This is a genomic window from Corallococcus sp. CA053C (assembly GCF_003611675.1).
Lineage (GTDB): Bacteria > Myxococcota > Myxococcia > Myxococcales > Myxococcaceae > Corallococcus.
The window spans coordinates 1-22,786 of the sequence record NZ_RAWA01000126.1; the positions used below are offsets into that span (position 1 = coordinate 1).

Annotated in this window: 21 protein-coding genes; 11 read left to right on the top strand and 10 right to left on the bottom strand. The window is 69.7% G+C overall.

Translation table 11 applies throughout. The annotated features are described in order from the left end of the window. The coding region (locus tag D7V97_RS18320; RefSeq protein ID WP_120611937.1) for a Fic family protein at positions 1-683 on the top strand (683 nt) is incomplete at its 5' end. Further along, the gene (locus D7V97_RS18325) at positions 680-1,384 is read left to right on the top strand and encodes a hypothetical protein (RefSeq protein WP_120611938.1); all 705 of its coding nucleotides are present in this window, start codon (positions 680-682) and stop codon (positions 1,382-1,384) included. The genes D7V97_RS18320 and D7V97_RS18325, both read left to right, overlap by 4 nt. Before the next feature lie 285 nt (positions 1,385-1,669). Here the strand turns inward: D7V97_RS18325 and D7V97_RS18330 are convergent, their stop codons facing one another. Beyond that, entirely contained in the window at positions 1,670-2,557 is an 888-nt protein-coding gene (locus D7V97_RS18330; RefSeq protein WP_120611939.1) for a PhzF family phenazine biosynthesis protein, read from the bottom strand. Between the two features lie 46 nt (positions 2,558-2,603). Here D7V97_RS18330 and D7V97_RS18335 point away from each other — a divergent pair, with 46 nt between their 5' ends. Together D7V97_RS18335 and proC are read left to right on the top strand one after the other, a co-directional pair. After that, positions 2,604-2,864 carry a DUF481 domain-containing protein gene (locus tag D7V97_RS18335; RefSeq protein WP_233582942.1) on the top strand — a complete coding sequence of 87 codons (261 nt, stop codon included), beginning with the start codon at positions 2,604-2,606 and terminating at the stop codon, positions 2,862-2,864. A gap of 16 nt (positions 2,865-2,880) precedes the next feature. Beyond that, a complete protein-coding gene (proC, locus tag D7V97_RS18340; RefSeq protein WP_120611940.1) occupies positions 2,881-3,729 on the top strand; it encodes a pyrroline-5-carboxylate reductase in 849 nt (282 codons plus the stop codon). On the opposite strand, the gene D7V97_RS18345 is transcribed toward proC, so the two are convergent. Continuing rightward, positions 3,711-4,394, bottom strand: a complete 684-nt coding sequence (locus tag D7V97_RS18345; protein ID WP_199728853.1) for a helix-turn-helix transcriptional regulator — start codon at positions 4,392-4,394, stop codon at positions 3,711-3,713. The two genes, proC and D7V97_RS18345, sit on opposite strands and share 19 nt — an antisense overlap. A gap of 62 nt (positions 4,395-4,456) precedes the next feature. Between D7V97_RS18345 and D7V97_RS18350 the strand changes: the two genes are divergently transcribed. The 6 genes from D7V97_RS18350 (at position 4,457) to D7V97_RS18380 (ending at position 9,873) form a co-directional block, all read left to right on the top strand. After that, the gene (locus tag D7V97_RS18350; protein ID WP_120611942.1) at positions 4,457-5,593 is read left to right on the top strand and encodes a cytochrome P450; all 1,137 of its coding nucleotides are present in this window, start codon (positions 4,457-4,459) and stop codon (positions 5,591-5,593) included. Continuing rightward, positions 5,593-5,937 (top strand): antibiotic biosynthesis monooxygenase, encoded by a 345-nt coding sequence (locus D7V97_RS18355; protein WP_120611943.1) that lies wholly within the window; start codon positions 5,593-5,595, stop codon positions 5,935-5,937. Before D7V97_RS18350 ends, D7V97_RS18355 begins: the two co-directional genes overlap by 1 nt. Before the next feature lie 120 nt (positions 5,938-6,057). Next, a complete protein-coding gene (locus D7V97_RS18360) occupies positions 6,058-6,402 on the top strand; it encodes a hypothetical protein (protein ID WP_233582944.1) in 345 nt (114 codons plus the stop codon). Between the two features lie 448 nt (positions 6,403-6,850). Further along, entirely contained in the window at positions 6,851-7,225 is a 375-nt protein-coding gene (locus D7V97_RS18370; RefSeq protein WP_120611945.1) for a DUSAM domain-containing protein, read from the top strand. Between the two features lie 138 nt (positions 7,226-7,363). Next, a complete protein-coding gene (locus tag D7V97_RS18375) occupies positions 7,364-8,500 on the top strand; it encodes a serine hydrolase (protein WP_158623395.1) in 1,137 nt (378 codons plus the stop codon). A 239-nt stretch (positions 8,501-8,739) separates the two neighbouring features. After that, positions 8,740-9,873, top strand: coding sequence for an amidohydrolase family protein (locus D7V97_RS18380; protein WP_158623396.1), 1,134 nt, complete (start codon positions 8,740-8,742; stop codon positions 9,871-9,873). 45 nt (positions 9,874-9,918) lie between these two features. Here the strand turns inward: D7V97_RS18380 and D7V97_RS18385 are convergent, their stop codons facing one another. Beyond that, positions 9,919-12,012: a PQQ-dependent sugar dehydrogenase gene (locus tag D7V97_RS18385; protein ID WP_120611948.1), complete on the bottom strand. Its 2,094-nt coding sequence runs from the start codon at positions 12,010-12,012 to the stop codon at positions 9,919-9,921. A 141-nt stretch (positions 12,013-12,153) separates the two neighbouring features. Continuing rightward, the gene (locus tag D7V97_RS18390) at positions 12,154-12,690 is read right to left on the bottom strand and encodes a carboxymuconolactone decarboxylase family protein (protein ID WP_158623397.1); all 537 of its coding nucleotides are present in this window, start codon (positions 12,688-12,690) and stop codon (positions 12,154-12,156) included. A gap of 115 nt (positions 12,691-12,805) precedes the next feature. On the opposite strand from D7V97_RS18390, the gene D7V97_RS18395 reads away from it, so the two are divergent. Beyond that, complete coding sequence (locus tag D7V97_RS18395; RefSeq protein WP_120611950.1) at positions 12,806-13,378, top strand: MarR family winged helix-turn-helix transcriptional regulator; 573 nt, start codon at positions 12,806-12,808, stop codon at positions 13,376-13,378. 17 nt (positions 13,379-13,395) lie between these two features. Here the strand turns inward: D7V97_RS18395 and D7V97_RS18400 are convergent, their stop codons facing one another. The 6 genes from D7V97_RS18400 to D7V97_RS18425 form a co-directional block, all read right to left on the bottom strand. Further along, complete coding sequence (locus tag D7V97_RS18400) at positions 13,396-14,025, bottom strand: pyridoxamine 5'-phosphate oxidase family protein (protein ID WP_120611951.1); 630 nt, start codon at positions 14,023-14,025, stop codon at positions 13,396-13,398. 106 nt (positions 14,026-14,131) lie between these two features. After that, positions 14,132-16,378: a M4 family metallopeptidase gene (locus D7V97_RS18405; protein ID WP_233582946.1), complete on the bottom strand. Its 2,247-nt coding sequence runs from the start codon at positions 16,376-16,378 to the stop codon at positions 14,132-14,134. Positions 16,379-16,586: 208 nt separating this feature from the next. Continuing rightward, positions 16,587-18,107 carry a cell wall metabolism sensor histidine kinase WalK gene (locus D7V97_RS18410; protein ID WP_120611953.1) on the bottom strand — a complete coding sequence of 507 codons (1,521 nt, stop codon included), beginning with the start codon at positions 18,105-18,107 and terminating at the stop codon, positions 16,587-16,589. Then, a complete protein-coding gene (locus D7V97_RS18415) occupies positions 18,104-18,823 on the bottom strand; it encodes a response regulator transcription factor (protein ID WP_120611956.1) in 720 nt (239 codons plus the stop codon). The genes D7V97_RS18410 and D7V97_RS18415 overlap by 4 nt, the downstream gene beginning before the upstream one ends. Before the next feature lie 9 nt (positions 18,824-18,832). Then, a complete protein-coding gene (locus D7V97_RS18420; RefSeq protein ID WP_120611954.1) occupies positions 18,833-20,125 on the bottom strand; it encodes a serine hydrolase in 1,293 nt (430 codons plus the stop codon). 92 nt (positions 20,126-20,217) lie between these two features. Next, positions 20,218-22,786: M1 family metallopeptidase (locus D7V97_RS18425; protein WP_147444863.1), on the bottom strand; the 2,569-nt coding region annotated here is incomplete at its 5' end.

The following is a 22,786-nucleotide window of genomic DNA, read 5'->3' on the forward strand; positions in this document are numbered from 1 at the left end:
CCCCCGTGAAAGCCCCCTCCGCCACCGAGCAGCTCGGTCCTCACCGCGCAGCCATGCAAGCTTTGGACTGGGAGCTGCCGGAGCTCCGCGCGGACCTGGCCGCGGCGGGACGACAGCCGTTCCGGGAGACGGGGGCCCAGGAGGAGTTCCTCCTCCGGCATGACGCGCCCGCCCACGAAGCCCAGGGGCCGGAGCGGACGAAGCGCTTTGAACAGGCACTGGCGCGGGTGCGCCAGCTGGCGGACGCGGGGGAAGCGCTGACGTTTTCCCGGATGCTGGAGGTCCAGGAAACGCTGTTGGGGGTGCGTACGGCCTTTCGCACCGGGGACGCCTTCGCGCATCGGGGTGCGCACCGCTATGCGCAGGCGCCCGGGCTGGAGGCGGCCTTCATCGCCAAGGTGGAGGCGGACGCCCGGGAGGAGCGCCATCCGGTGGCGCATGCCATCCGGTTGTACCTGGACCTGTGTTTCTTCCATCCGTTCCCGGACGGCAACGCGCGGGCGGCGCGGCTGTGGTTGGAATACATGCTGCGCCGGGGCGGGCTGCCCACCCCGCCGCTGGCGCCCCTGGTGCTGTGGCCCAAGCGGCCCGGAGACGCCGTCGGTTACACGCGCCTGGCGCGGCTGCTGGCGCGGAGCATCGCGGGGCCGGACGCGCCCTGTCGCAACGAGGTGTCACCATGAGCAAGGTGAACGCGAAGACGCCCTGGCACCGCATCCGGGAGAGCCTTGACGACTACGCCCCGGACAAGCTCGCCGCCGTGCTGCGCAGGTACCTGGAGCCCCGGGTGCCGCCGGGGACGCGCTCGCTGCCGGACGAGGAGCGCAAGGCGATGGGCAAGCAGGTCGCGCGCCTGCTCGAGGAGAACCTGCCCCCCTGGTACTCGGAGTCGGGCGTCCTGCTGGGCAATGAGAGCCTGGGGGCCTACTGCTGGTGTCACAGCTTCTTCAACCAGCGGCCCACCCCCACCATGAACGTCAATGACAACATCCAGCTCATGCTCAACGCGCTGGAGCAGTCCCGCGCGTGGCTGTTCAAGCTGGATGCCGCGTATCAAACCATCGAGCGCGAGCTGCCCTCGGAGCCAGGCGACGACGACATCCGGGTGCTGGCGCTGGCGGACGCCCTGGTCCAGGTGCTGGACATCACCATCCAGCACACGGGCTGTAACGAGACCTGGTACACCTTCGCGGATCAGGCGCTGGCGTGGCTGTTCGACGCCCTGTATATCCGCCCGGGCTATCAGGCGGGCAAGCTGATGAACAAGCTGTTTGCCTTTGAGTCGTGGCACGCGCCTCCCCTGGAGGAGCTGCGGGACTCGGCGGAGAAGGTGGCGACGGCCGTCGTCGAGGACGAAGGCCGCCGCGCCCACCGGAAGCACTGAGGGCCGCGCGCCGGGCCTTTCAGTGGACGGGCTTCTTCGGAGTGCCTGGGGTCCCCTGCTGGCCGGAGCCCCCCTTCACCTCGATGCGCCGGCCCTGGGACTTCGTCCTCCCCCGGTGCGGCCCGGCTGGCGCCTGGCCCGTCGGACAGCACCAGCAACCTTGATTCAGGACGTGTTCGCCCCGATTCAAGATTGGCGGTGCGTCCGGGGGCCTTCAAGGGGTCCTCTCGGGCGCGGCCGGCCCCTGATGTCTGGCATTGGGGAACCGAGCCGGACGGACAGGTGCTAGGCGATGAGCGTGGCGTCCATCACGGTGAGGGCCACGCCGCCCACCCGGGCGCGCTCGATGCGTCCCGGACGGCCGACGACCTCGATGTCGATGCGCCCCGGCTTGCCGAGGGTGTCACCCTGCTCGACCCGGCTGACCACGGTGCCGCCCTGCTCCGGCAGGCGAAGAATCCCGTGCTCGGCGAGGTAGGCCGCCAGCGGCCCGGCGGCGGAGCCCGTCACGGGGTCCTCCAGGATGCCGAACCCCGGGACGAAGTAGCGGGCGTGCGCCGCGCTGCCCTGCTCCTTCGCCTCCCGGGTGAAGAGATACACGCCGCGCACGCCGTGAGGCATCAGCAGGGCGTTCATCGCGGCGCCCCGCGCGGACAGCGCCTCCAGGTCCGCGAGCCGCTTCATGGGCACCATCAGCCGGTGGCCCTGGCGGAGCACTGGCAGGGCCGTGTCCACCTGCTCCGCCGTGCCGCCCATCGTGGGCATCAGCGCGTCCAGCGTCACGGGGTTGGGCTCCGCGGGCGGCTGGGGCGTGACGATCCAGACGCGCGTCTCGCGGGCGCCTCGCGGCTCCAGCTCGATGCCGAAGGTGCCGGCGGGGCACTCCAGGCGGTACGCGCCCGGGCTTCGCAGCAGCCCCTTCTCCGCGAGCAGGTGGAAGGTGGCGACGGTGGCGTGGCCACAGAAGGGAATCTCAGCCACGGGCGTGAAGTAGCGCAGCCGCACCGTGGGGTCCTCCGGACGGGACAGGACGAAGGCCGTCTCCGAAGCACCGACCGCCGCCGCGATCCGCTGCATCGTGGGGACGTCCAGCGCGGACGCGTCGAGCATCACGCCCGCGCGGTTTCCTGCACCGGCGGTGCGGGTGAAGGCATCGATGATGTGGACGTGCATGGGCGGGCTCCGGCAGGGGGTGAAGGGTCGCGGAAGATGCGCAGGCATGCTCCGCCCCTCCGCCGCCGTCAAGCGCTGGACCGACCTGCTCCGGGCCCCGCACAACGGGGTTGAACAGGAGCACTTCCAGCCGCGCGTCACGCGTCCATCCGACCTGCGCGTGCTCAACGAGACGCTGTTCTCGGTGACGCCCAATCCGCGCGTCACGGTGGGCCTCGGCTTCAACCTCACCTATGACAGCGCGCCGCCCGCGACGGTGTCGGCGCTGGACACGCAGCTTCGCACCAGCGTGGGTGTGAAGTTCTAGGGGTAGACTGCCGGCCATGGTTTCCCATCCCGTCCCCGCACCCATCGTCCTGCTCGGTGGAGGCAAGCTCGCCGAAGCCATCATCAAGGGACTGCTGCGCTCCGGCCTCGTGCGCGCGTCCGACCTCCGCGTCACCGTGCGGCGGCCCGAGCGCGGCGAGGAGCTGCGCTCCCGGCACGGCGTCCAGGTCCTCACCAACAACGCCCAGGCAGTGCGCGGCGCGGCGGTGGTCCTGCTCGCGGTGCGACAGGCACAGATGGCGGAGCTGATGACGTGCATCTTCCCCGCGCTGGAGTCAGGGCAGGTCGTGGTGTCGCTGTCCGCGGACGTGCGGCTCGCGCAGCTCGAAGCGGCGCTGCCGGCGGGGGTCTCCGTCCTCCGCGCCATGCCCCACACGCCCGTGGGCGTGGGCGCGGGCATCACCCCGCTCACGGCGGGCTCGCGGGTGACGGAGTCCGCGCGGCGCGTGACGGACGCGCTGTTCGCGGCGACGGGCCGGCCGCTGTGGGTGTCGGAGAACGAGCTCACGGTGTGCACGGGCGTGTCCGGCACGGGGCCCGCGTATGTGTTCCGCTTCGTGGAGGCGCTGGCGCAGGCCGCGATGGCGCACGGGATGGAGGCCACGGAGGCGGCGGCGCTCGCGCGGGGCACGCTCATCGGCGCGGCGAAGCTGCTGGCGGAGCCCGGCGCCACCACCTCGGGTCTCATCTCGGAGGTGGCGACACCGGGAGGCATCACCGTGGCGGGGCTGGAGGCGCTGGAAACCCACGGGCTCTCACGCGCCGTGGGCGAGGCCGTGTCCGTCGCCATCCAGCGCGCGAAGGAGCGTGCGGACGCCTCCGCGGCTCACAGCGCGCCGAAGTGACGCCGCAGGCCCCGCTGGCCCGCGGACGTGACGATGAGGCCGCGCGAGTCGGGTTGACGTTCGACCCAGCCCAACGCGAACACCCGTGCGGCGAGCGCCGCCCCCAGCGCTCCGGCGAGGTGGTCGCGCCGCTCGCTCCAGTCGAGGCAGCGGTGGGCGAACTGGCGCCGCTGGTCGCGCAGGGGCTCCAGGTCGACTCCGAACGCTTCGAACCACGCTTCACCGCTCGGCGTCAGCGCGAAGGCCCGGCGCCGGAGTGAGAGGTGCCCTTCGCGGAGGAGCGCATCGGTGATGCCCATGCCGAGCCGCCCCGCGAGGTGGTCGTAGCAATAGCGCGCGGCCCGGAGGGGCTCCGGTGTCGCCGAGGCGCGAGGTCCACGGACCGCCACCGTCATCAGCGCCTCCACCATGCGCGCGACGGTGGGCGTGGCGAGCCGGAACACCTTGTTGCGCCCCTGTTTGGTGGAGCGGATCAACCGGGCCTGCTCCAGCCGCTTGAGGTGCACCGTCGCCGTCGCGGGGCTGACGCCGGTGCCGAAGGCCAGCTCCTTGGCGACGAGTGACCGGCCCTCCATGAGCAGCTCCAGCATCCGGATCCGCGTGGCATCGCCCACGGCGCCGGCCAGCGTGGCGAGGTCCGGGCCTGCATTCATCGTTCGTTCCATGACGAACCATTTCCTAGCACACGGAGGGGCCCGAGGGAGGAGAGTCCTGGAAGCGAGGAACGATGCAACCGCCCACCGACCCGTATCAGGCCGTCACCCACCCCGACCCCTACCCGTACTACGCCGACCTGTGTACCCGGGGCGGCCTGCAACGCATCGCGGGGTTCGAGCCCTGGATCGCGGCGGATGCGGCCACGGTACAGGCGGTGCTCACGAGCGAGCACTGCCGGGTGCGGCCCCAGGCGGAGCCCGTTCCGTCGCACCTGGCAGGGACTCCGGCGGGGGCGCTGTTCGGGAGGCTCCTGCGGATGAACGACGGAGCGCCCTACCCCGCCGTGAAGCACGCCCTGGCGGAGGCGCTCGCGACGATGCTGCCCGCGGTGGAAGCGGAGAGCCGCCGCTGGTCCGCCCGCCTCTTCGCTGAACCCCACCTGTCCCGCCTGCCGGAGCAAGCGCTTCAGCTTCCCGTGTACGTGCTCGGCTCGCTGCTGGGTTTCGCGGAGGAGACGCTGGAAGAGAGCGCGCGGGAGGTGGATGCGTATGTCCGTTCGGTCGCCCATCCAGCGGCCGGCGCGGAGGGAGCCCGGGGCGCCGCGCGCCTGGTCGAACGCGTGACGGCCTGCCTTCAATCACAGCCACGCGCACCGGCGCTGTTGAGCGCCTTCGCAGCGCGGATGCAGGGGGGCCCGGTGCAGGCGCTGGTGCCCAACGCGGTGGGCCTGCTCACCCAGGCCTATGAAGCGACCGCAGGGCTCGTGGGGGCGTCGCTGCTGGCCTTCGCTCGGATGCCTGGGTTGCGGGAGCAGGTCGCACGGGGCGAATGCACCCTCGACGACGTGGTCCGGGAGGCAGCCCGTCACGGGTCGCCGGTCCAGAACACCCGGCGCTTCATCCCCGTGCGCGCGACCGTGGCGGAGACGGTGTTGGAAGCAGGCGCGACGGTGGTGGTCGTGCTCGCCGCCGCGAATCGCGATCCCCGGGTGAATCCCCAGCCCGACGCATTCCTCCCACGTCGCCCCGACCGCCGGACCTTCACCTTCGGCCTGGGCGCCCATGCCTGCCCGGGACAGGAGCTCGCGGTGACGATGGCCCGCGCGGCCGCCGGCCATGTGCTGGCGAGCGACCTGGAGCTCACCCCGCTGTCGCGCTCCGTCACCTGGCGCGCATCCACCAACGCCCGCATCCTGGGAGGTCTGTGATGATTGCCGTCATCTTCGAAGTCTGGGCCCATGAGGACCACCGCCAGCGGTATCTCGACCTCGCGGCGGCCTTGCGGCCCCTGCTGTCGGGCATCGATGGCTTCATCTCCATCGAGCGGTTCCAGAGCCTCAGCGAGCCGGGCAAGTTGCTGTCGTTGTCCTACTGGCGCGACGAGGCGGCGGTGGCGGAGTGGCGACGCCTGGAAGCCCACCGTGAGGCCCAGAGCGAGGGCCGGGAGAGCGTGTTCCGCGACTACCGCCTGCGCGTGTCCCACGTCGTCAGGGATTACGGCCTGAAGGACCGGGCAGCCGTGCCCGCCGACAGTCGCACCGTGCACGGCTGACAATGACTTCCCAGCTTCGCCTGGGGGTGCACGATGCGGGAACAGCTTGGGAAGAGGCAACGCTCATGGGACGGGAGGGGAGTCCTGGGGCTGGCTGCCCTGTTGCTTGGGGCTCCCGCGTTGAGCCGGACCCTGGCGTCGCCGGACGAGGAGCCCCAGTACTCCTGCTTCGAGGCGACCCGTGAGGGGACCGGGACGAGCGAAACCGTCGCGGCACAGCTCTGTCAGGGCGCGCGTTCCGACGCCCCGGCGAAGTGCTTCCAACGCGTGCAGGAGAAAGGCTTCCTGGCGGATCCGCAGGCGCTCCAGCTCTGCCAGTACACGACGCCAGAAGATGATCCCGCCTCGTGTTTCCTCAAGGCACGAACGTCCTCGTTCCTGGATGAAACGCAGCTCGTGCAACTCTGCCGTCCCCCCATCGCGGAGCTGCTGCAGTTCTGCCCCTACGGCGCCCAGAGACAGTAGCCAGGGTGGCAATCTTGCTTTGGATTGGGCCTTGAGCAGACTCCTGCGAGATGCTCCCGAACCCGACGCGGCTTGCCGCTCTTGTCATCGCCACGCTCCTGACGGGCTGCGCCACCGCGGCTGGCACCTGCATCGACAGCGAGACGTGTTGCATTGAAGCCCACCCGGGCAACCCCGCCGCCTGCGGCCTCACCGCGGCCGAGGCCGCGACCCTCATGGCGGCCGGGGTCGGTGCCACGGGCACCCACGGCCAGGAGGAAGTCTGGGACGATTCGCACAACGCGGATCTTCCCGAGTGGAAACGGGAGTGCATCCGGTTCTATGGAGACTGCAAGGCGCAACCGGGCTGGAAGGGACCCTGCTACGACTGCATGCGCCAGTGCGAGGGCCAGAAGGAATGGCCCCTGGACATGTGCCGTCCTGGCCGGCGGACAAGGAGACCGTAGGCATGGATGACACCCCTCGATGGGACCCGATTCGGTCCCTTGCACACCGCGTGTTGAACGATGGCGCACCGCTCGAACTGACTGATGACGTTCGCGCGCTCCTCCTGCGCACCGCCCAGGACGTCGCCATCCAGGACGCGACTGAAGCGCTCGCAACAGAAGCGGGCGCGCGCGAGCTGCTCCGGGAGTCCATCAGCCGCATCAAGGAGGGCTCGTGGCGACTGATGCGAGCGCTGCACCGGATGTACCGCCACGAGGAATCAGGGGACTACGACAGCGCGCGCCAGGAAATGCGCGACGTACTCGCTGTCGAAGTGGTGCCCTACTACCGGCAGCTCGCACAGGAACAACTGGACGACCTGGACAACGAGCCGTGAGGGAACGCCCCCCACGGGTTCTTCTTCGAGACGTGTGACACGCACGCCTCCGGGCGGTGTTTCATGGGAATGGACACCCACTCCCGGATTCTCGAAATCAGACACAGTGACTCGCTCGGCGCCACAACAAGCCCCCGTGTGCGTCCGAGGCTCGCCGTGCTCTCCATCGCCCTGCTCCTCGGCCTGGCCGGAGTGGTCAGCGCTTGCGGTGGCGATGACGACAACGAGCCCACGACGCTGCACACGGACCTGCAGGTCATTCTTGAGGACGTCGTCGCCAGAGGCGTGACTCCCGGCATCGCGCTGGCCGTCACCTCGGACGAAGGCCCGACCTGGATGGGCGCTGCCGGTGTCGGAGATGTCGAGCAGAAGCTGCCCATGTCCGCGCAGCACCACTTTCGCGCCGGCAGCATCCTCAAGACCCTCGTCGCCACCGCCGTGCTCCAGTCCGTCGAGCGGGGAACGATCTCGCTGGACGACACCCTGACGGAGCGACTGCCGTCGAGCGTGACGGACCGCATCCCGAATGCGGAGACCATCACCGTGGCCATGCTGCTCGGTCACCGCGCGGGCGTCGCGGAGTGGGTCACGAATGAGAAGATCCAGGCCATCGTGTCCGACCCGGAGCACATCTGGACGCTCGACGAGATCCTCGGCGTCGTCGAAACGCAGTCGCCCACGTTCCCTCCTGGCGCGGGGTACAGCTACTCGAACACCCACTACGTGCTCCTCGGCGAGATCCTCTCCGCGGCGGAAGGCCGAAGCTGGCGAGACATCGTCCGGGAGCGGGTCATCCAGCGGGCCGGGCTCTCGCAGACGCAGCTGCCCGAGGCGGGAGACCTTGGCTGCCCGACGCCCTGCGCGCGAGGGTATGTCCCCCTCGACGAGGGGCTGGCGGACCTCACCTTCGTCGACCCTTCGATGGCCGGGGCTTCTGGCGGTCACGCCCTGGTGACCACCGTCTCCGACCTCACCACCTTCTTCAGACAGCTCCGCGCCGGTGCACTCTTCGAGCGCGCGGCGACCCTGGAGACCATGCTCGCGTTCCAGTCGGCGGTCGACCCGGAGTCACGGCAGCTCGGATACGGGCTCGGTGTGATGCAGCTCGAGTCCAATGGGGTCGTCTCCATCGGGCATCTGGGGAGCACGGCGGGCTACCAGAGCTTCATGCTCTATGTGCCCAAGACGGGCCGCTACATCACGGGATACATCAACGTGATGGGAGACCTGGCCGCGGTGCTCGTCCCCATCCTGGACCGCGCCGGAAGGCCCTGAGCTGACTTCCCGCCCGCCGGTGTCGCGGCAATGGGCTAAGTAGCGCCGGGGTACGTCAACCAGGACGTGTCCGTCTGACGGGCTCCTCTTTTGAGAGCCCGATTCGAGGGCTCATGCAGCGGGTCGCACTCCTTCTCTGTCTGTCCATCACAGGCTGTGCCTCAAGCCAGCGGCCGGCTGCCGCTGATCGCTGGCTCCTGACGGGCACGCGGCTCTATGTGGCTCCCGACGCGCCGCCCATGGACAACGCCTGGATGGTCGTGAGCGGCGGGAAGATTGAAGCCGTCGGTTCCGCGTCGGAGGCTCCGCCGACCGGGCTCCGGCGTGCGGACGCCTGCGGCGGCGGGGTGATCACGGCCGGGTTCCAGAACAGCCACGTCCACTTCACGGACCCTGCGTTCGCCGGGGCCGTGGGGCGCTCGCTCGAAGAACTCCAGCCACCCCTGACCGGGATGACCACGCGCTTCGGCTTCACGACGGTCGTCGATACCGGCTCCGACCCCGCGAACACCTTGGCCCTTCGCCAGCGCATCGAGCGCGGCGAGCTGCGGGGCCCGGCGATCCTCTCCGTCGGAGCCCCGCTGTATCCGCAGAACGGCATTCCCTTCTACCTGCGCGACCTGCCGCCCGCGCTGCTGCAACAGCTTGCCCAACCCGCGACGGCGGAGGAGGCCCGCGCCATCGTCCGCAAGAGCTTCGAGAGCGGCGCGCAGGGCACCAAGCTGTTCATCGCCACGCCCCAGGGGCATGGCGAGATCCGGCGCATGTCCTCGGACATCGCGCGCGCCGTGGTGGCCGAAACCCGCGGCCTGGGGGGCCTGACCATGGTGCATCCCACCGATCCCGAGGGTGTGAGCGCCGCCGTGCAGGCGGGTGTCGACATCCTCGTGCACACGACCATTGATCCGCCGAAGTCCGCGTGGAGCGCCGAGCTCGTCAGCCAGCTGGTCGCGCGCAACGTCTCCGTCGTCCCGACATTGCAGCTCTGGGGCTACGAGCTCACCAAGGCAAAGCTGCCCGCCGACGTGCGCGATGGCATCGTCGCGGATGCCGAACGGCAGCTCGCGGCGTTCTCCAGCGCCGGGGGCCAGGTGTTGTTCGGCACCGACGTCGGGTACATGACCGACCTCGACCCAACGCAGGAATACGTCCTCATGGCCCACGCGGGGCTGACGCCGATGCAGATCCTCGCGTCGCTGACCACCGCCCCCGCGGCACGCTGGAGCGCCGCCGAGCGCCGGGGCCGCGTCAAGCCGGGCCTCGACGCGGACCTCGTGGTCCTCGGCGGTGATCCCGCCACGGATGTCCGGCGGTTCAGCGACGTCAAATGCACGATTCGCGCGGGCAAGGAGCTCTTCGTCCGCTCTCCCTGAGCCGGATCCCCGGAGCCGTGGCAGCTCCGGGGACCGGGATGCGGCCTACTGCCCGAGAACGACGCGGAAGATCTTCTCGTTGCTGTTGTCGGGGATGCTGTCCTTGTCGCCCTGGTTGGTGGTGGTCATCCACAGGTTGCCGTCAGGGGTCGGCTCGACGGTGCGCAGCCGGCCGTAGGTGCCGACGAAGAACTGCTGCACATTGGTCAGGCTGGTGCCGCTGATGACCTCACGGTAGAGGCGCGAGCCGCGAGCGCAGGCCACGTAGAGGACGTCGCGGACCACCGCGATGCCGGAGCAGGAGCCTTCCGCCGTGGAGTAGGTCTGCTTCGGGGCGATGTACCCGGCCGTCGCGCAGCCCGTACCACCCTGCGACACCGTCCCTTCACAGTTCGGCCAGCCGTAGTTGCCACCCTTCTGGATGAGGTTGGTCTCGTCCATCACGGAGTTGCCGAACTCCTGTTCCCAGAGGCGGCCCTGGGAGTCGAAGGCCAGCCCCTGCGGGTTGCGGTGGCCGTAGCTCCACACGAAGTTGCCAAAGGGGTTGTCGGACGGGACGGTGCCGTCGGTGTTGAGCCGCAGCACCTTGCCGGCCAGGTTGTTGGTGTCCTGCGCGTAGGCGCCGTTCTGGGCATCCCCGGTGGACGCGTAGAGCTTCCCGTCCGGTCCGAAGCGAAGGCGCCCGCCGTTGTGGAACTTGTTGCGGCCGATGCCCTGCAACAGCACCTGGAGCGACGCGGTGTTGAGCGCGCCGTTCTCGTACTTCAGGCGCACGATGCGGTTGTCGGTGGGCGAGGTGTGCATCACGTACAGCCAGTTGTCGCTCGCGAAGGTGGGAGAGAGGGCCAGCCCCATCAGCCCGCCCTCGCCGTCGGTGCTCTGCACGTTGGGGATGGTGCCCACCGACGTCTTCACGCCCGTGGCCGGATCCAGGCGAACGATGTTCTGCGCGTCCCTGCGGCCGTAGAGCACGGTGCCGTCCGGCAGGTTCAGCAGGCCCCACGGGATGTCCGTGTCGGTGGCGATCTGGGTGACGGAGCAGACGGCGTTCGCGCACGCCTGGCCGGTGGTGACCGTCACGGCCGAACTCTGGGCGGACGCATTGCCCTGGGCGTCACGGGCGAGCACGGCGTAGGCATAGGCCGTGTTCGGAGAGAGGCCGCTGTCGAAGAAGGACGTCCCGGGCGGCGAGCCCGGCACCGTCGCGATCTTCACGCCCCCCCGGAACACGTCGTACGCGCTCACGCCCACGTTGTCGGTGGACGCGGTCCAGCTCACGGTGACGCTGGTGCCCGAGGCGGAGGCGGTGACGCCGGTCGGGACGGTGGGAGGCTGGGTGTCCACCTGGCACGGCGGAGGGGTGATGGAGAGCGTGGCGCTGCCCTGAGAGACATTGCCCACCGCGTCCCGCGCATTCACATACAGGCCCCAGGTCGCGCCAGGGACCACGGTCAGCGCGGTGGACACCGTGGCGGCGGAGACCGTCTTCATCAACTGGCCGTCATGGTAGACGTCGTAGAAGGCGACCCCCTCGTTGTCCGTGGACGGGGACCACGAGAGCGTGGCCGAGTTGCACGTCACGTTGGACAGCGTGAGCCCCGTGGGCACGGTGGGGGGCTGGGCGTCGGGCGGAAACGACCACTGCTGGTTCGTCTGGCCGTTGCAATTCCAGGCGACCACCGGCGAGCTGTTGGCGGTGGCCTGGCCGGACACGTCGAGGCACAGCGAGGACGACGTATTGACGACCGCGCCGTTGGCGTTGCGGACCCACCGCTGGTTCGCCGCCCCGGTGCAGGCGGCGATGACCGCGCTGGCCCCGGCGGTGGCGGTCGCGGGCTGGACGCACCAGGCGCCGTCGAACACGCGCAGCTCGCCCTCGGGCGTGAACAGGAACCGCTGGTTCGCCTGACCGTGGCAATCGTAGATGTGCAGCACCTGCCCCGGCGTCTGGCTGTTCTGCGCCACGTCGAGGCAGCGGCCGGACTGCACGCCGACGAGCCGGGAACCCGCGGTCACCGCGGCGGCTTGATTCTGGAGCTCGGGGTCGCTCTCCGGCTTCCCTCCACAGGCAGCGACCGCGGCGAAAACTACAGCCAGCCCGGTACGGCGAACCACGGCGGGCAGGTGACGAACGTTCATTGAGACGCTCCTTGGTGTTCCGTCTCCTTCCCGTTTTCCGGGTTTGAACTCAAGCAAACTCTTGGGTCCGCGTTGGCGGGTGTTGAACCCCAAGCAGCCGGAGGCGCCGCGACCGTGCCGGCGCCCCCGAGCGGACGCGGCTCAGGCGACGCGGGGGAAGTCCACCTCGGTGCCGGCCACCACGTTGAGGTAGTTGGTGAGCACGTTCTGCGCGACGGCGGCCACCACCTCCACCAGCTCCGCGTCCCCCAGCCCCGCCCTGCGTGCCTGCGCGAGCTGCGGGCCCACGTCCGCCGCCCGCGTGCGGGCGATGGCGACGGCCAGGTCCAGGATGGCCTGCTCGCGCGGATCCGCCGAGCGGCCCGTGCGGAAGCCACTCAGCTCATCCGCCTTCACGCCCTGCCCCTTCGCCAGCGCCGTGTGCGCGGAGAGGCAGTAGGTGCAGTGGTTCAGCTCCGCCACCGCGATGGCGATGGCCTCCTGCGTGCGCGCCGACAGCTTCGCGCCGCCCATGGCGTTGAAGTAGCCCGCCACGGCGTCGAGCGCCGCGGGAGAGTGCGCGAAGGTGGAGAACATCTTCGGGACGGTTCCGAACTTCGCCTTCAGCGCGGCGAGCGTGGGCTCGGAGGCGGCAGGCGTATTCATGGGGCCGACAGGGGCAATGGTGGGCGTCGTCATGGGGTGCTCCAGGGGACAACGGGTTGAGCGGCAGGCCAATTGGTATCGACTCGATACCAAATGCGCCCGTCGCCTCCGCTTGTCAAGTCGGTGTCGTCCCGATACCTTCTGGTCCATGGCTGTCGACCGCCTCTACGCGTTGCTCGAGCGACTCGGGAACCTGCTCCGCACGGAGGAGCGGGCGGCGGGGCTGCGCCACGGGTTGCAGCCGGTGCACCTCCAGGCGCTGCGCTACCTGCAATCGTGCAACCGCTACAGCAACACGCCCGCGGCGCTGACGGAGTACCTGGGACTCACCAAGGGCACCGTGTCCCAGACGCTCCTCTTGCTGGAGGAGAAGGGACTGTTGCGGAAGCAGCCCGACACGGAGGACCGGCGCGTCGTCCACCTGCTGGTGACGGAAGACGGCCGCGCGGTGCTGAAGGAGGCCCTGCCCCCCGCGCTCTTCAAGCGGGCCCTCACGGGGCTGCCCGGCGAGGGCGAGGCGCTCGAAGCGGCGCTCACCGGGCTGTTGCGCTCGCTGCAGGCCGCGAATGCCCAGCGCAGCTTCGGCGCCTGCGGCACCTGCAAGCACTTCCAGCGCGAGGGCCCGGGACGCTTCCGCTGCGGCCTGACGAAGGAGCCGCTGTCACGCGAGGACAGCCAGCTGCTGTGCCGGGAGCACGAGGCCGTGCCCCAGGGCCCCTGACGCACAGGCCTTGAGGCTCAGTACAGCGAGCCCCGGACGCGCTCCGGGAGGGCGCTGTCGTAGGTCTCCGCATCGAACGGGCGGGGGCTCGCGTCCGCGAGGATCCTCCCCGCCGAGGGCAGCTCACCACGCGCCACGTGCTTCGCCGGGTTCCACAGTTCCGCGCGAACCACGGCGCGCGAGCACTGGAAGAACACGGTGTCCACCGCGATGACGAGCACCAGCTTGGGCACCTTGCCGTCCCGGGTGTGACGCGCAAGCACGGCGGGGTCCGTGTTGAGGCGCGCGCGGCCATTCACGCGCAGCGTCTCGCCCCTCCCCGGGATGAGGAACAGCAGGGCCACGCGCGGATCCACGATCAGGTTGCGCAGGCTGTCGATGCGGTTGTTGCCGCGCCGGTCCGGCACCACCAGGGTCCGCTCGTCCAGCACCTCGACGAAGCCGCGCGGGTCGCCCCGGGGCGAGCAGTCGAGCCCCTCCGGCCCCGCCGTCGCGAGCGCGAAGAACGGCGACGCCTCGATGAGCGCCCGGTAGTTCGCGTCGACGTGGTCCCGCTCCTTGAACAACGACCGCTCATCCACGGGACCGAACATCGCCTGCAGGGACTCGCTGTCGCGGACGTCGTAGGCGGGATCGGGCTGGCTCATGATGGGATGCCTCCAGGTGACGAGCCCCCATCGAGCCATGCGTGAAGCTTCGGGGCAATGGGAGACCGCCCGAAGGACGGCCTCCCTGCCCCCTGCCGACAACCTCTTAGAACGCGCGCAGGCCGATCGTGTAGCCGGAGATCGAAGCCGGCGAGGACTCGACGTGGTCCTTCGACGCGACCGTGCAGCCCGAGTTGACCGGCTTGATCTGCCACAGCAGGTTGCCGGAGCCGCTCCAGTTCACGAACGCGCCGCAGCCGCTGAGCGCATAGCCGCTGGTCAGGCCCACCGTGTAGCTGGGATGCGCGACCACCGCCGACGTGCCCCCGTTGATGACGTTGCCAATCGTGCCGACGCCCGGGATGGAGCTGTTGATGCCAATCGCATAGGCCTGCGCCGTCGCGGGCGAGGAGTTGACATGGTCCTTCGAGCGCACGCGCCAGGAGGTCGAGGTGGAGGGCGCCGACGCGGTGGCCAGGTTGCCCGCGCCGCTCCAGTTCACATTGATGCCGCCGCCCACCAGCACGTAGCCCGCCGGCAGCGACGCGGTGACGTCGGGATGCGCGACCGAGGCGCTCGTCGCCGAGCTGACGGTCAGGTAGCTGCGCAGCTGCGCCGGGGTCAGCCCCGCGACCTTCAGACCGATGGCCCAGGCACGCACCTGCACCGGATCGGTATCGATGTGCTGCTTGGTGGAGACCAGCCAGGACGTCAGCCCGGAGTCCGGATACGAGGCGGTCAGCAGGTTGCCCGCCGGGGTCTCCTTGCCCTCACCGCCACCGCCAATCACCACGAAGTCAGCCGGCACGGTCACCGCGAAGTTGGTGTTGACGCTGGCGCTCGTCGTCGAATAGCGCTCGAACACCGCGATGGTGAGCTTGCCGCTGGTGTCCGTCTGCCGGAACAGCTCGACCGCGCCGCCGCCGCAGGCCACGCCCACCGACGAGAAGGCCGCGGCGACGTCGGAGACGTTGTAGCCGTAGTCCTGCGCCGCGGTCTGCACGCCGCACGCGCCCTGGTTGAAGTCCGTGCTCGGGGTCCAGTACAGGTCGTTGGCGCGGGCGAAGACCTGGAAGGCTCGCGGCGTGTTCCAACCCGCCCGGGTGGCCAGCAGGTAGAAGGCCTTGTTGTACACACCGGACGAGTAGTGCACGTCCAGGCCGTTGTAATAGTTGGAGGCATGGCCGATGGAGCTGCCATCCAGCGGCGGATTGGCCATGTAGCGCAGCGCCCCGCTGCTCTTGAAGATGTCGGCGCCAACGAGGAAGTCATTGCCGCCACGCATGTAGTACTCGGCGGCCTCGCCCGCGATGTCGGAGTAGGCCTCGTTGATGCCTCCGGACTGGCCAGAGTAGATCAACCCCGAGTTCTGCTCGGTGAAGCCGTGCGAGACCTCATGCGAGGCGACGTCCAGGCTGACCAGCGGATAGAACGTCGTGGCCCCGTCGCCAAAGGTCATCGCCGAGCCGTTCCAGAAGGCGTTCTCGTAGCCGGTGGAGTAGTGCACCCGCATCGTGAGCTGGAAGGTCAGCGGGGCCTTGCCGACATAGGCCTGATACATGTTGAAGATGACGCTGCCGAAGTAATGCGCGTCGTTGAGCGGCGAATACGCACCGTTGATGTTCTTCACGGTGTTGCGCGGACAGACGTAGGAGAACGGGGTGGAGCCGGACGTGCCGCCGTTGAGGTTGACGGTCTGGACGTTGGTGTTGCTCATCGTGCACGTGGTGCCCGACTGCGTCACGTCCATGTAGCCGTAGTTCGTGCCGTACTCATACTGACCCGTCTTGAGGTTGCCGCCAGGACCGGTGCCAATCAGCACGTGCTGCAGGTTCTCCCACTGTTTGAGCACCCGGCCATCCTCCGCGTCGACGATGACCAGGGGCCGCGTCGGCGAACCCCCGCCGAAGACGTCCGCGAAGTAGCTGACGACGTAGGCCTTGTGGGCACGGCCGTCGTCGTCGATGAAGATCATCAACCGGGAGCTTTCATCGGTGACGAGCATGGCGCGAACGCGGCTGCCCAGACTGGCCCCCTTCGCGATGTCCAGCGCCTGCGCGGAGGACAGCCGGGGGGCACCCTCCGAAATCTCCCGCTCCAGACCCGTGACCTTGCGTCCGAACAACGCGCGGAGCTCACCGTTGGCATCCTCGTTGACGATCACGTGCTCGCCGAAGATGGGGAGGCCCCGGAAGGTCTGCTGGTAGCGGTGGTTGCGCACGCCGTGGTCACTGACGCTTTCAATCAGCGACAGGCGCGAATCGGCATCCAGGCCCAGCGCCTGGGCATGGCGGGCAGGCTCCCGGTCGGCGCCTCCCGTGGCGGCGATGGCCGCGGGCTGCTGGCGGATCACCCCGATGTCCTGCTGATGGAGGTCGACGCGGCTCGCGGCGGAAGCGGATCCAGCGGCGAGGATCAACGGGAGGGCCGCGGCGAGGGATGCGTTTTTGCGAGAGGATTTCACAGCTGACGCTCCTGGGATGTCGTGAACTACCAGGAGAATCATAAAAAATAGAAATACCCGCCGTCAACACGCGGTTACACTCCGGGTGCGTTTGGCTTTACCGGACACGAAACTTCCTGTTCGGCTGAACGGACGCGGATTCAACCTGGCGTGATTCGTCCTCCGACGCGTTCCGCGCGACAACCAGCGCCGCCGGTGCTCGCGGCAGCGTGAGCGTCACGCGCGTACCGCCCTCGGGCACGCTGTGAATGGCGAGCGTGCCGCCATGGGCCTCCACGATGCGGCGCACCAGGGTGAGCCCCAGTCCCACGCCTCCGGTGTCCCGCGTGCGGCTGCGGTCGGTCCGGAAGAAGGGGGTGGAGAGGCTCGGCAGGTCAGCGGCGCTGATGCCGATGCCCCGGTCCTCCACCTCCACGTGGACCGTGCCCGCATCCGCGCGGGCCCGCAGCGTCACCGGACTGCCGGGCTCCGAGTACTTGCGCGCGTTGTCGAGCAGGTTGTGCACCGCGCGCCGCAGGAGCACCGCGTCCGCCTCCAGCGCCGGCAGCCCGGGGGCCAGCTCCAGTTGGAGCGGGCACTCGGGGTGGACTTGCCGGAAGCGCTCGGCGGTGTCGCGCAGGAAGTCGGCGGGATCCAGGGCGCTCCGCTGGACGCCGAGGCCTGGCTGCCCGGCCTGGTTGGCGGCGAGGTCGAGCCTCGCCATCTGCAGCACGCCGTCCACGAGCTGTTGCAGCTCTCCGATGTCGCGGCGCAGCTCCGGCAGGCGCCTCGCCAGCTCGTCCGGCTGGCCCTCCTCGACGAGGTCCAGCGTGACGCCCAGCCGGGACAGGGGCGTGCGCAGCTCATGGGACACGTTGGCCAGCAGCTCCTTCTGGCCCCGGATGAGGGACTCCATCCGCGCGGCCATCTCGTCGAACGTGCGCCCCAGCTCCGCCACTTCGTGACGGCCCTTCAGCAGCGCGCGGGCGGACAGGCGGCCCTGGCCGAACTCCCGTACCGCCGCGGTCAGCCGCTCCAGCGGCGCGGCGAGCACCCGCGCCATCGGGAAGGACAGGCCCGCCAGCACGAACAGCTCGAAGACCATCAGACCGCCCACGAGTTCATAAAACGAGAAACGACGCGGGTTTGCCGTCACCACGTAGCCCGCGAGCGTGTCGCCGTTCCAGACGGGGGCGACGTGGTACACGAAGGTGTTATCCTGGAAGACCCACAACTGCCGGACCTTCAGGTCGCGCAGCTCCTCGGCCGTGAGGGCCCCCACGGGAGGTGGGACCCACTGCAGCCGGTCCTTCGCGGCGCGCAGGTGTGCGGGCGTGAAGGGGGACAATGGAGGTTGGACCGACGAGGCCAGCAGCTCTCCACCGACTCCGTACAGGGTGGCCTGCCTGCCCTTCGCCGCGGCGGGCGGACCCAGCTCCCGAGCCAGCTCTGGAGACTTCGCGCTGGCCAGCTCGGCCAGGTGCAGGGCCTCCATCCGGAAGTCCATGACGTCGGTAGAGAGAGCAAACGCCACCGGGAGAGAAACCTCGAACACCACGTACGCCCCCAACAGCATCAGCAGGCCATACGCGTAGATGTACCAGAACAGCCGGCGCGGCCGGGACACCGTCCCGCTCATGAGCCCTCTCCCTGCTCCAGCACGTAGCCCACGCCGCGCACCGTCTTGAGCAACCGGGGATGGCGCGCGTCGTCTCCCAGCTTCTGACGCAGCCGTGACACGTGCACGTCGATGGCGCGGTCCACCGGCCCCTCGACGCCGCCGTTCGCCAGCTCCAGGAGCTGCTCGCGGGACAGCACCCGTCCGGCCCGCTCCGCGAGCGCGCAGAGCAGGGAGAACTCCTGCTGCGTCAGCGCCAGCTCCTGCCCGTTCAGCGCGGCCCGCCGGCCCGCCCTGTCCAGCGTGAGCGGCCCCACGCGCAGCACCTCGCGCGCCGGGCCCAGCAGGCCGCGGCTGCGGCGCACCTGCGCGGTGATGCGCGCCAGCAGCTCGCGTGAGGAGAAGGGCTTGGACACGTAGTCGTCCGCGCCCAGCTCCAACCCCATCACCCGGTCCGCCTCCTCGCCGCGCGCGGTGAGCATGAGGATGGGCACCGCCGAGCGCGTCCGCAGCTCGCGACACACGGTGAGCCCGTCCTTCCGGGGCAGCATGACGTCGATGAGGATGGCATCGAAGGTGCGCCGCGCCGCCTCGGCCAGCCCGCGCTCTCCATCGTGCGCGCAGCAGGTCCGCACGCCGTGGCGCTCCAGGTACTCGGCCGTGAGCCGGGCCAGGTGGACGTCGTCCTCGATGAGCAGGACCTGGATGGGGGACTGCGGCGCCGTGGAGCCTGTCATGGCCATAGCCTAGCGCGGCGTGGCCGCACCTCGCGCCTTGATCGCCTCTCCTAAGACAGGCGTCTGGCTGACATCGACCAGGGCGAGCGCGCGGGGGATGAAGTCATTGAAGGAGACGGACTCATCGGGCTGCGGCCCGGTCTCATCCAGCGGGGTGAACATCCGCACCGCGACCAGCCGGTGCTCGGGGACAACGAGCAGGTACTGCCCGAGGTAGCCATTGGCGTTGAAGCCGACACGGGGGCCTTTCTCCACGGTGGCGAGCCTCAGGTGGCGCCCATGCACCTCCTTCTTGAGGGCCGGCAGCCGCGAGCCCAGCGCGTCGAGGTAGGCCTGCTCGTCCGTGAACGTCCGGCCCTTCAGCGGGGCCATGTCCTGGAGGAGCGCGTCGGGCACGCCCGCCTTCTTCCACGCGTCGAGGAGCGCGTCGTCCACCGTGAACCGCATCCAGGCATACTCGGACCACCACAGCAGCCCGCCGGGGGAGAACACGCCTTCTCCCGGCGTCGTGGCCTGCTTCACCCACTCGGCCGGGAGGAGACGGCAGCCCTGCCACACGCCGCCGTCGAGCATCAGCTGCCCGAGCTTCGCCAGGTCTCGCGGCCGGAGCTGCACGCCCGCCATGACGTGCGGGTTGCCCGCGTCGTCCAGCGTCCAGCCGAAGTCGGTGATGCCCATGGGCCGGAAGAGGGCGTCCGCGAGGTAGCGGTCCAGCCGCTTGCCGGACGCCTTCTGGACGACGGCGGCCAGCAGGTTGACGGCCTTGTTGTTGTACCGGAAGGCCGTGCCCGGCGGCTCGGTCAGCTCCGCCGCCAGGGCGAGCTTCACGAAGTCCGGGCTCCGGTAGATCTCCTCCGCCCTCGCGTCCGACTGGAGCCCCGACGTATGGGTGAGCAGGTGGCGCAGGGTGATGTCCTTCTTGCGGCCCTGGTTCCACTCCGGGAAGTACGTGTGCAGGGGCACGTCCAGGGACGCAATCTTCCCGTCCGCCAGCAGCTTCAGCACCGCGAGCCCCACGACGGACTTGGTGACGGACATCGCCTCGATGCGCACGGGCGCGTGACCGAAGGACCACTCGCCCACGAGCTTCCCGTTCTTCAGGATGACCACGGCGCTCGACTTCGACGCCTCGGCGCCCTGGAGGAGCTGTTGCAAGGCCTTGGGGTCGATGCCCTCCGCGGCGGCCGAGGCGGCGCGCGGAACGTCCGGCGGCGCCGCGGAGGCCGCGGGGGCCCGCAGCAGGAGCCCTATTGCGAGGAACAGCACGCGCATGCGCTGGAGTGCACGCAGAAGACGGGACATGGAACCTCCCTGGGCCCGAAGGCCGGTTGGACGGTTCGCACTCCACGCCTCGCATGTCTCTGGCGTATGTGCCGCGTGTAAATGAATGTAACTCAGTGCAGGAAGTCCCGGACGCTCTGCTGATGAAGCTTCTCGGATTCGATGCACAGCCGGATGGACTCCAGCGCCCGGGCCAGTGCGCGCGGTCCGCCCTCCACCTGCTTCACCCGGGGCGTGAGGAAGGCTTCCGCCTCCGTGAGCTGGGCGACATCACAGAGGTTCCCCACCTGGTTGATGAGGCCTCCCAGCTCGTCGGAGCGGAGTCGCTTCGCCAGGGTATCGAACTGCTCGCGGTAGAAGCCCCACGCCAGGGATTGCGTCTCCGGCAGGACCAGCGCCGTCCGGAGGATGATCAGCGCATCCCGCGTGTCGAAGTCCGAACCCACCACGAGGCCCAACGCCCGCCGCGTCAGCTCCGGCACGCGGAAGTAGCCCAGCGCCGACAGCAACCGGACGCGCTCATTGCGGTTGGGTTCCTTCTTCGCGGCCTCCAACAACGCATCGAACAACGCGGCATTGCCATGCGTCGCCGCGCGGGGCAGTGCGCTGCTCAAGGCCTCCGGGTCCACGGACTTGCGGTCCTTCAGCCACGCGAGCACCAACGGCGTGGCTTGCGTCACCAGCACGGCGTCCTCCCCCACTCCGGCCGCCAGTTGCAGGAAGAGCGAGCGCGCCTGCTTCACGGCGTCGTCATCACCGGGCTTCGACACCCAGCCCAGCGCCCGCGCGCGCGGCGCATAGAGCGAGGCCACCCAGGCGCGATAGCGCCTCCGCTCCTCCACGGAGAGACGGTCCAACCGCACCCGCTCCAGCAGCGAAGCCCCGCTCTCCACCACGAGCCGCTCCTTCGAGCGCGCGGTGGCGGGCACGGCCTTCAAGGCCTCCCCGAGCAACAGGTCTCCACGGCCCACCGCCGCGTCCACGTCCGCCCACAAGGCCACCTGCTCCCCGGTCGTGAACGCCGCCACCGGCGTCGCCAGCAGCGTCGTGAGTTGCTCGCGCGTATAGCCCGAGCGGTAGTAGCCCGTGCCACCCTCGTTGAGCAGGACCCACGCCGGGCACTGCTTCGTGGGCAGCGTCACCTCCGCCGTGGGGCCCTGCATCATCGAACACACGCGGGTGGACTTCGTGCCCGTTCCCGCGCGCAGGCAGACGGGCACGAGCCACTCCTGCCGGGCGCCCGCCTTGGAGCCCGCGGGCAGGTAGCGCTCCTGCGACAGCTTCACCGTCGGCGCCCCGCCCGCCGGACACGACACCTGCGCGGAGACACGCGGCGCCCCGCCCTGCTCCACGAAGCCCTTGAAGGAGCGCGCCACCTCCGGACCCACCGCCGCGGACACCTCCGCCAGGAAGTCCTCCGTCGTCACGGTCCGCCACGCGTGCTTGCGGACATACCCACGCAGCATCTCCTGGAAGGGCTTCGGTCCCATCCACGCCTCGAACATGGCGATGACGGACGAGCCCTTGTCATACGTCGTCCCATTGTCGAACGCGCCGACGATGTCATCGTTGCTCTCCACCGGCTTGCGCACGGGCAGCGCGGCCTCCAGCGCGTCTGACTCCAGCGCCGAACGCATCGCATTCATGGCCCGCTCCTGCTGGAAGCTCCAGGACGGCTCCAGCCGGTCCACCGTCTGTCGATCCAGCCACGCGGTGAACGACTCGTTCAACCAGATGTCATCCCACCACCTGCACGTGACGATATTGCCAAACCAGTAGTGCCCCAATTCATGGTTGGCGATGGTGACGTAGGCCCTGCGCCGGGCCAGCGTCTCCTCCCCCGGAGGAATCAGCGTCAGCGGCTGCCCGAGCGCCACGAGCCCCGGGTGCTCCATGGTGCCCCAGTAGCGCGGCACCACCGCCACCTCCAGCTTGTCGTAGGGATACTCCTGGTCGAAGAAGTCCTCCAGGCCCGCCACGATGCGCGGCGTGACGCTCGCGGCGAAGCGCGTCTCCGCGCCCCTCCCTCTCGGGACGACGAACTTCAACGGCACGTGTCGGCGTCCCACGGTGCCCGCATCCACCACGTCGAAGGGCCCCACCATGAAGGCCACGAGGTAGCTGGGCATGGGCTTGCTCTCCGCGAACGTCACGCGCTCCAGCCCGCCCGACACGGGCTCACGTGAGACGGCGGCGGCGTTGGCCAGCGCGACGTGTCCCGGCTTCACCGTGAGGCGGAGCTTCCAGGGCACCTTGAAGGTCGGCTCGTCGAAGCTCGGGAAGGCGCGCCGCGCGTCGATGGGCTCGAAGAACGTGTAGAGGTACGGCTCACCACCTTCCTCCTGGACGTAGATGCCCTGGCTGCGCTCGGGGTCGATCTTCCCGGTGAACTCCAGGGCGAGCTGCGCCGTGCCCGCGGGCAGCGCCTCCGGCAGCAGCAATCCCAGACGCCCTTCGCTCGCGGTGACGGGCTTCGCGTCGAAGGTGCGGCCTCCCACCGTCACCCGGGCCCGGGTCACCTCCAGGTCCTGGGCATGCAGCCACACCTGGCGCACCGGCGCGCGCACCTCCACGTCGATGGTGACGTGGCCCGGATAGGTGGCCTTCGCGGGGAGCAGCGTCAGGTCGAGTTCGTAGTGGACCGGACGCACCGTGTCCGGCAGTCGCAGCGCGGGGGGCTGG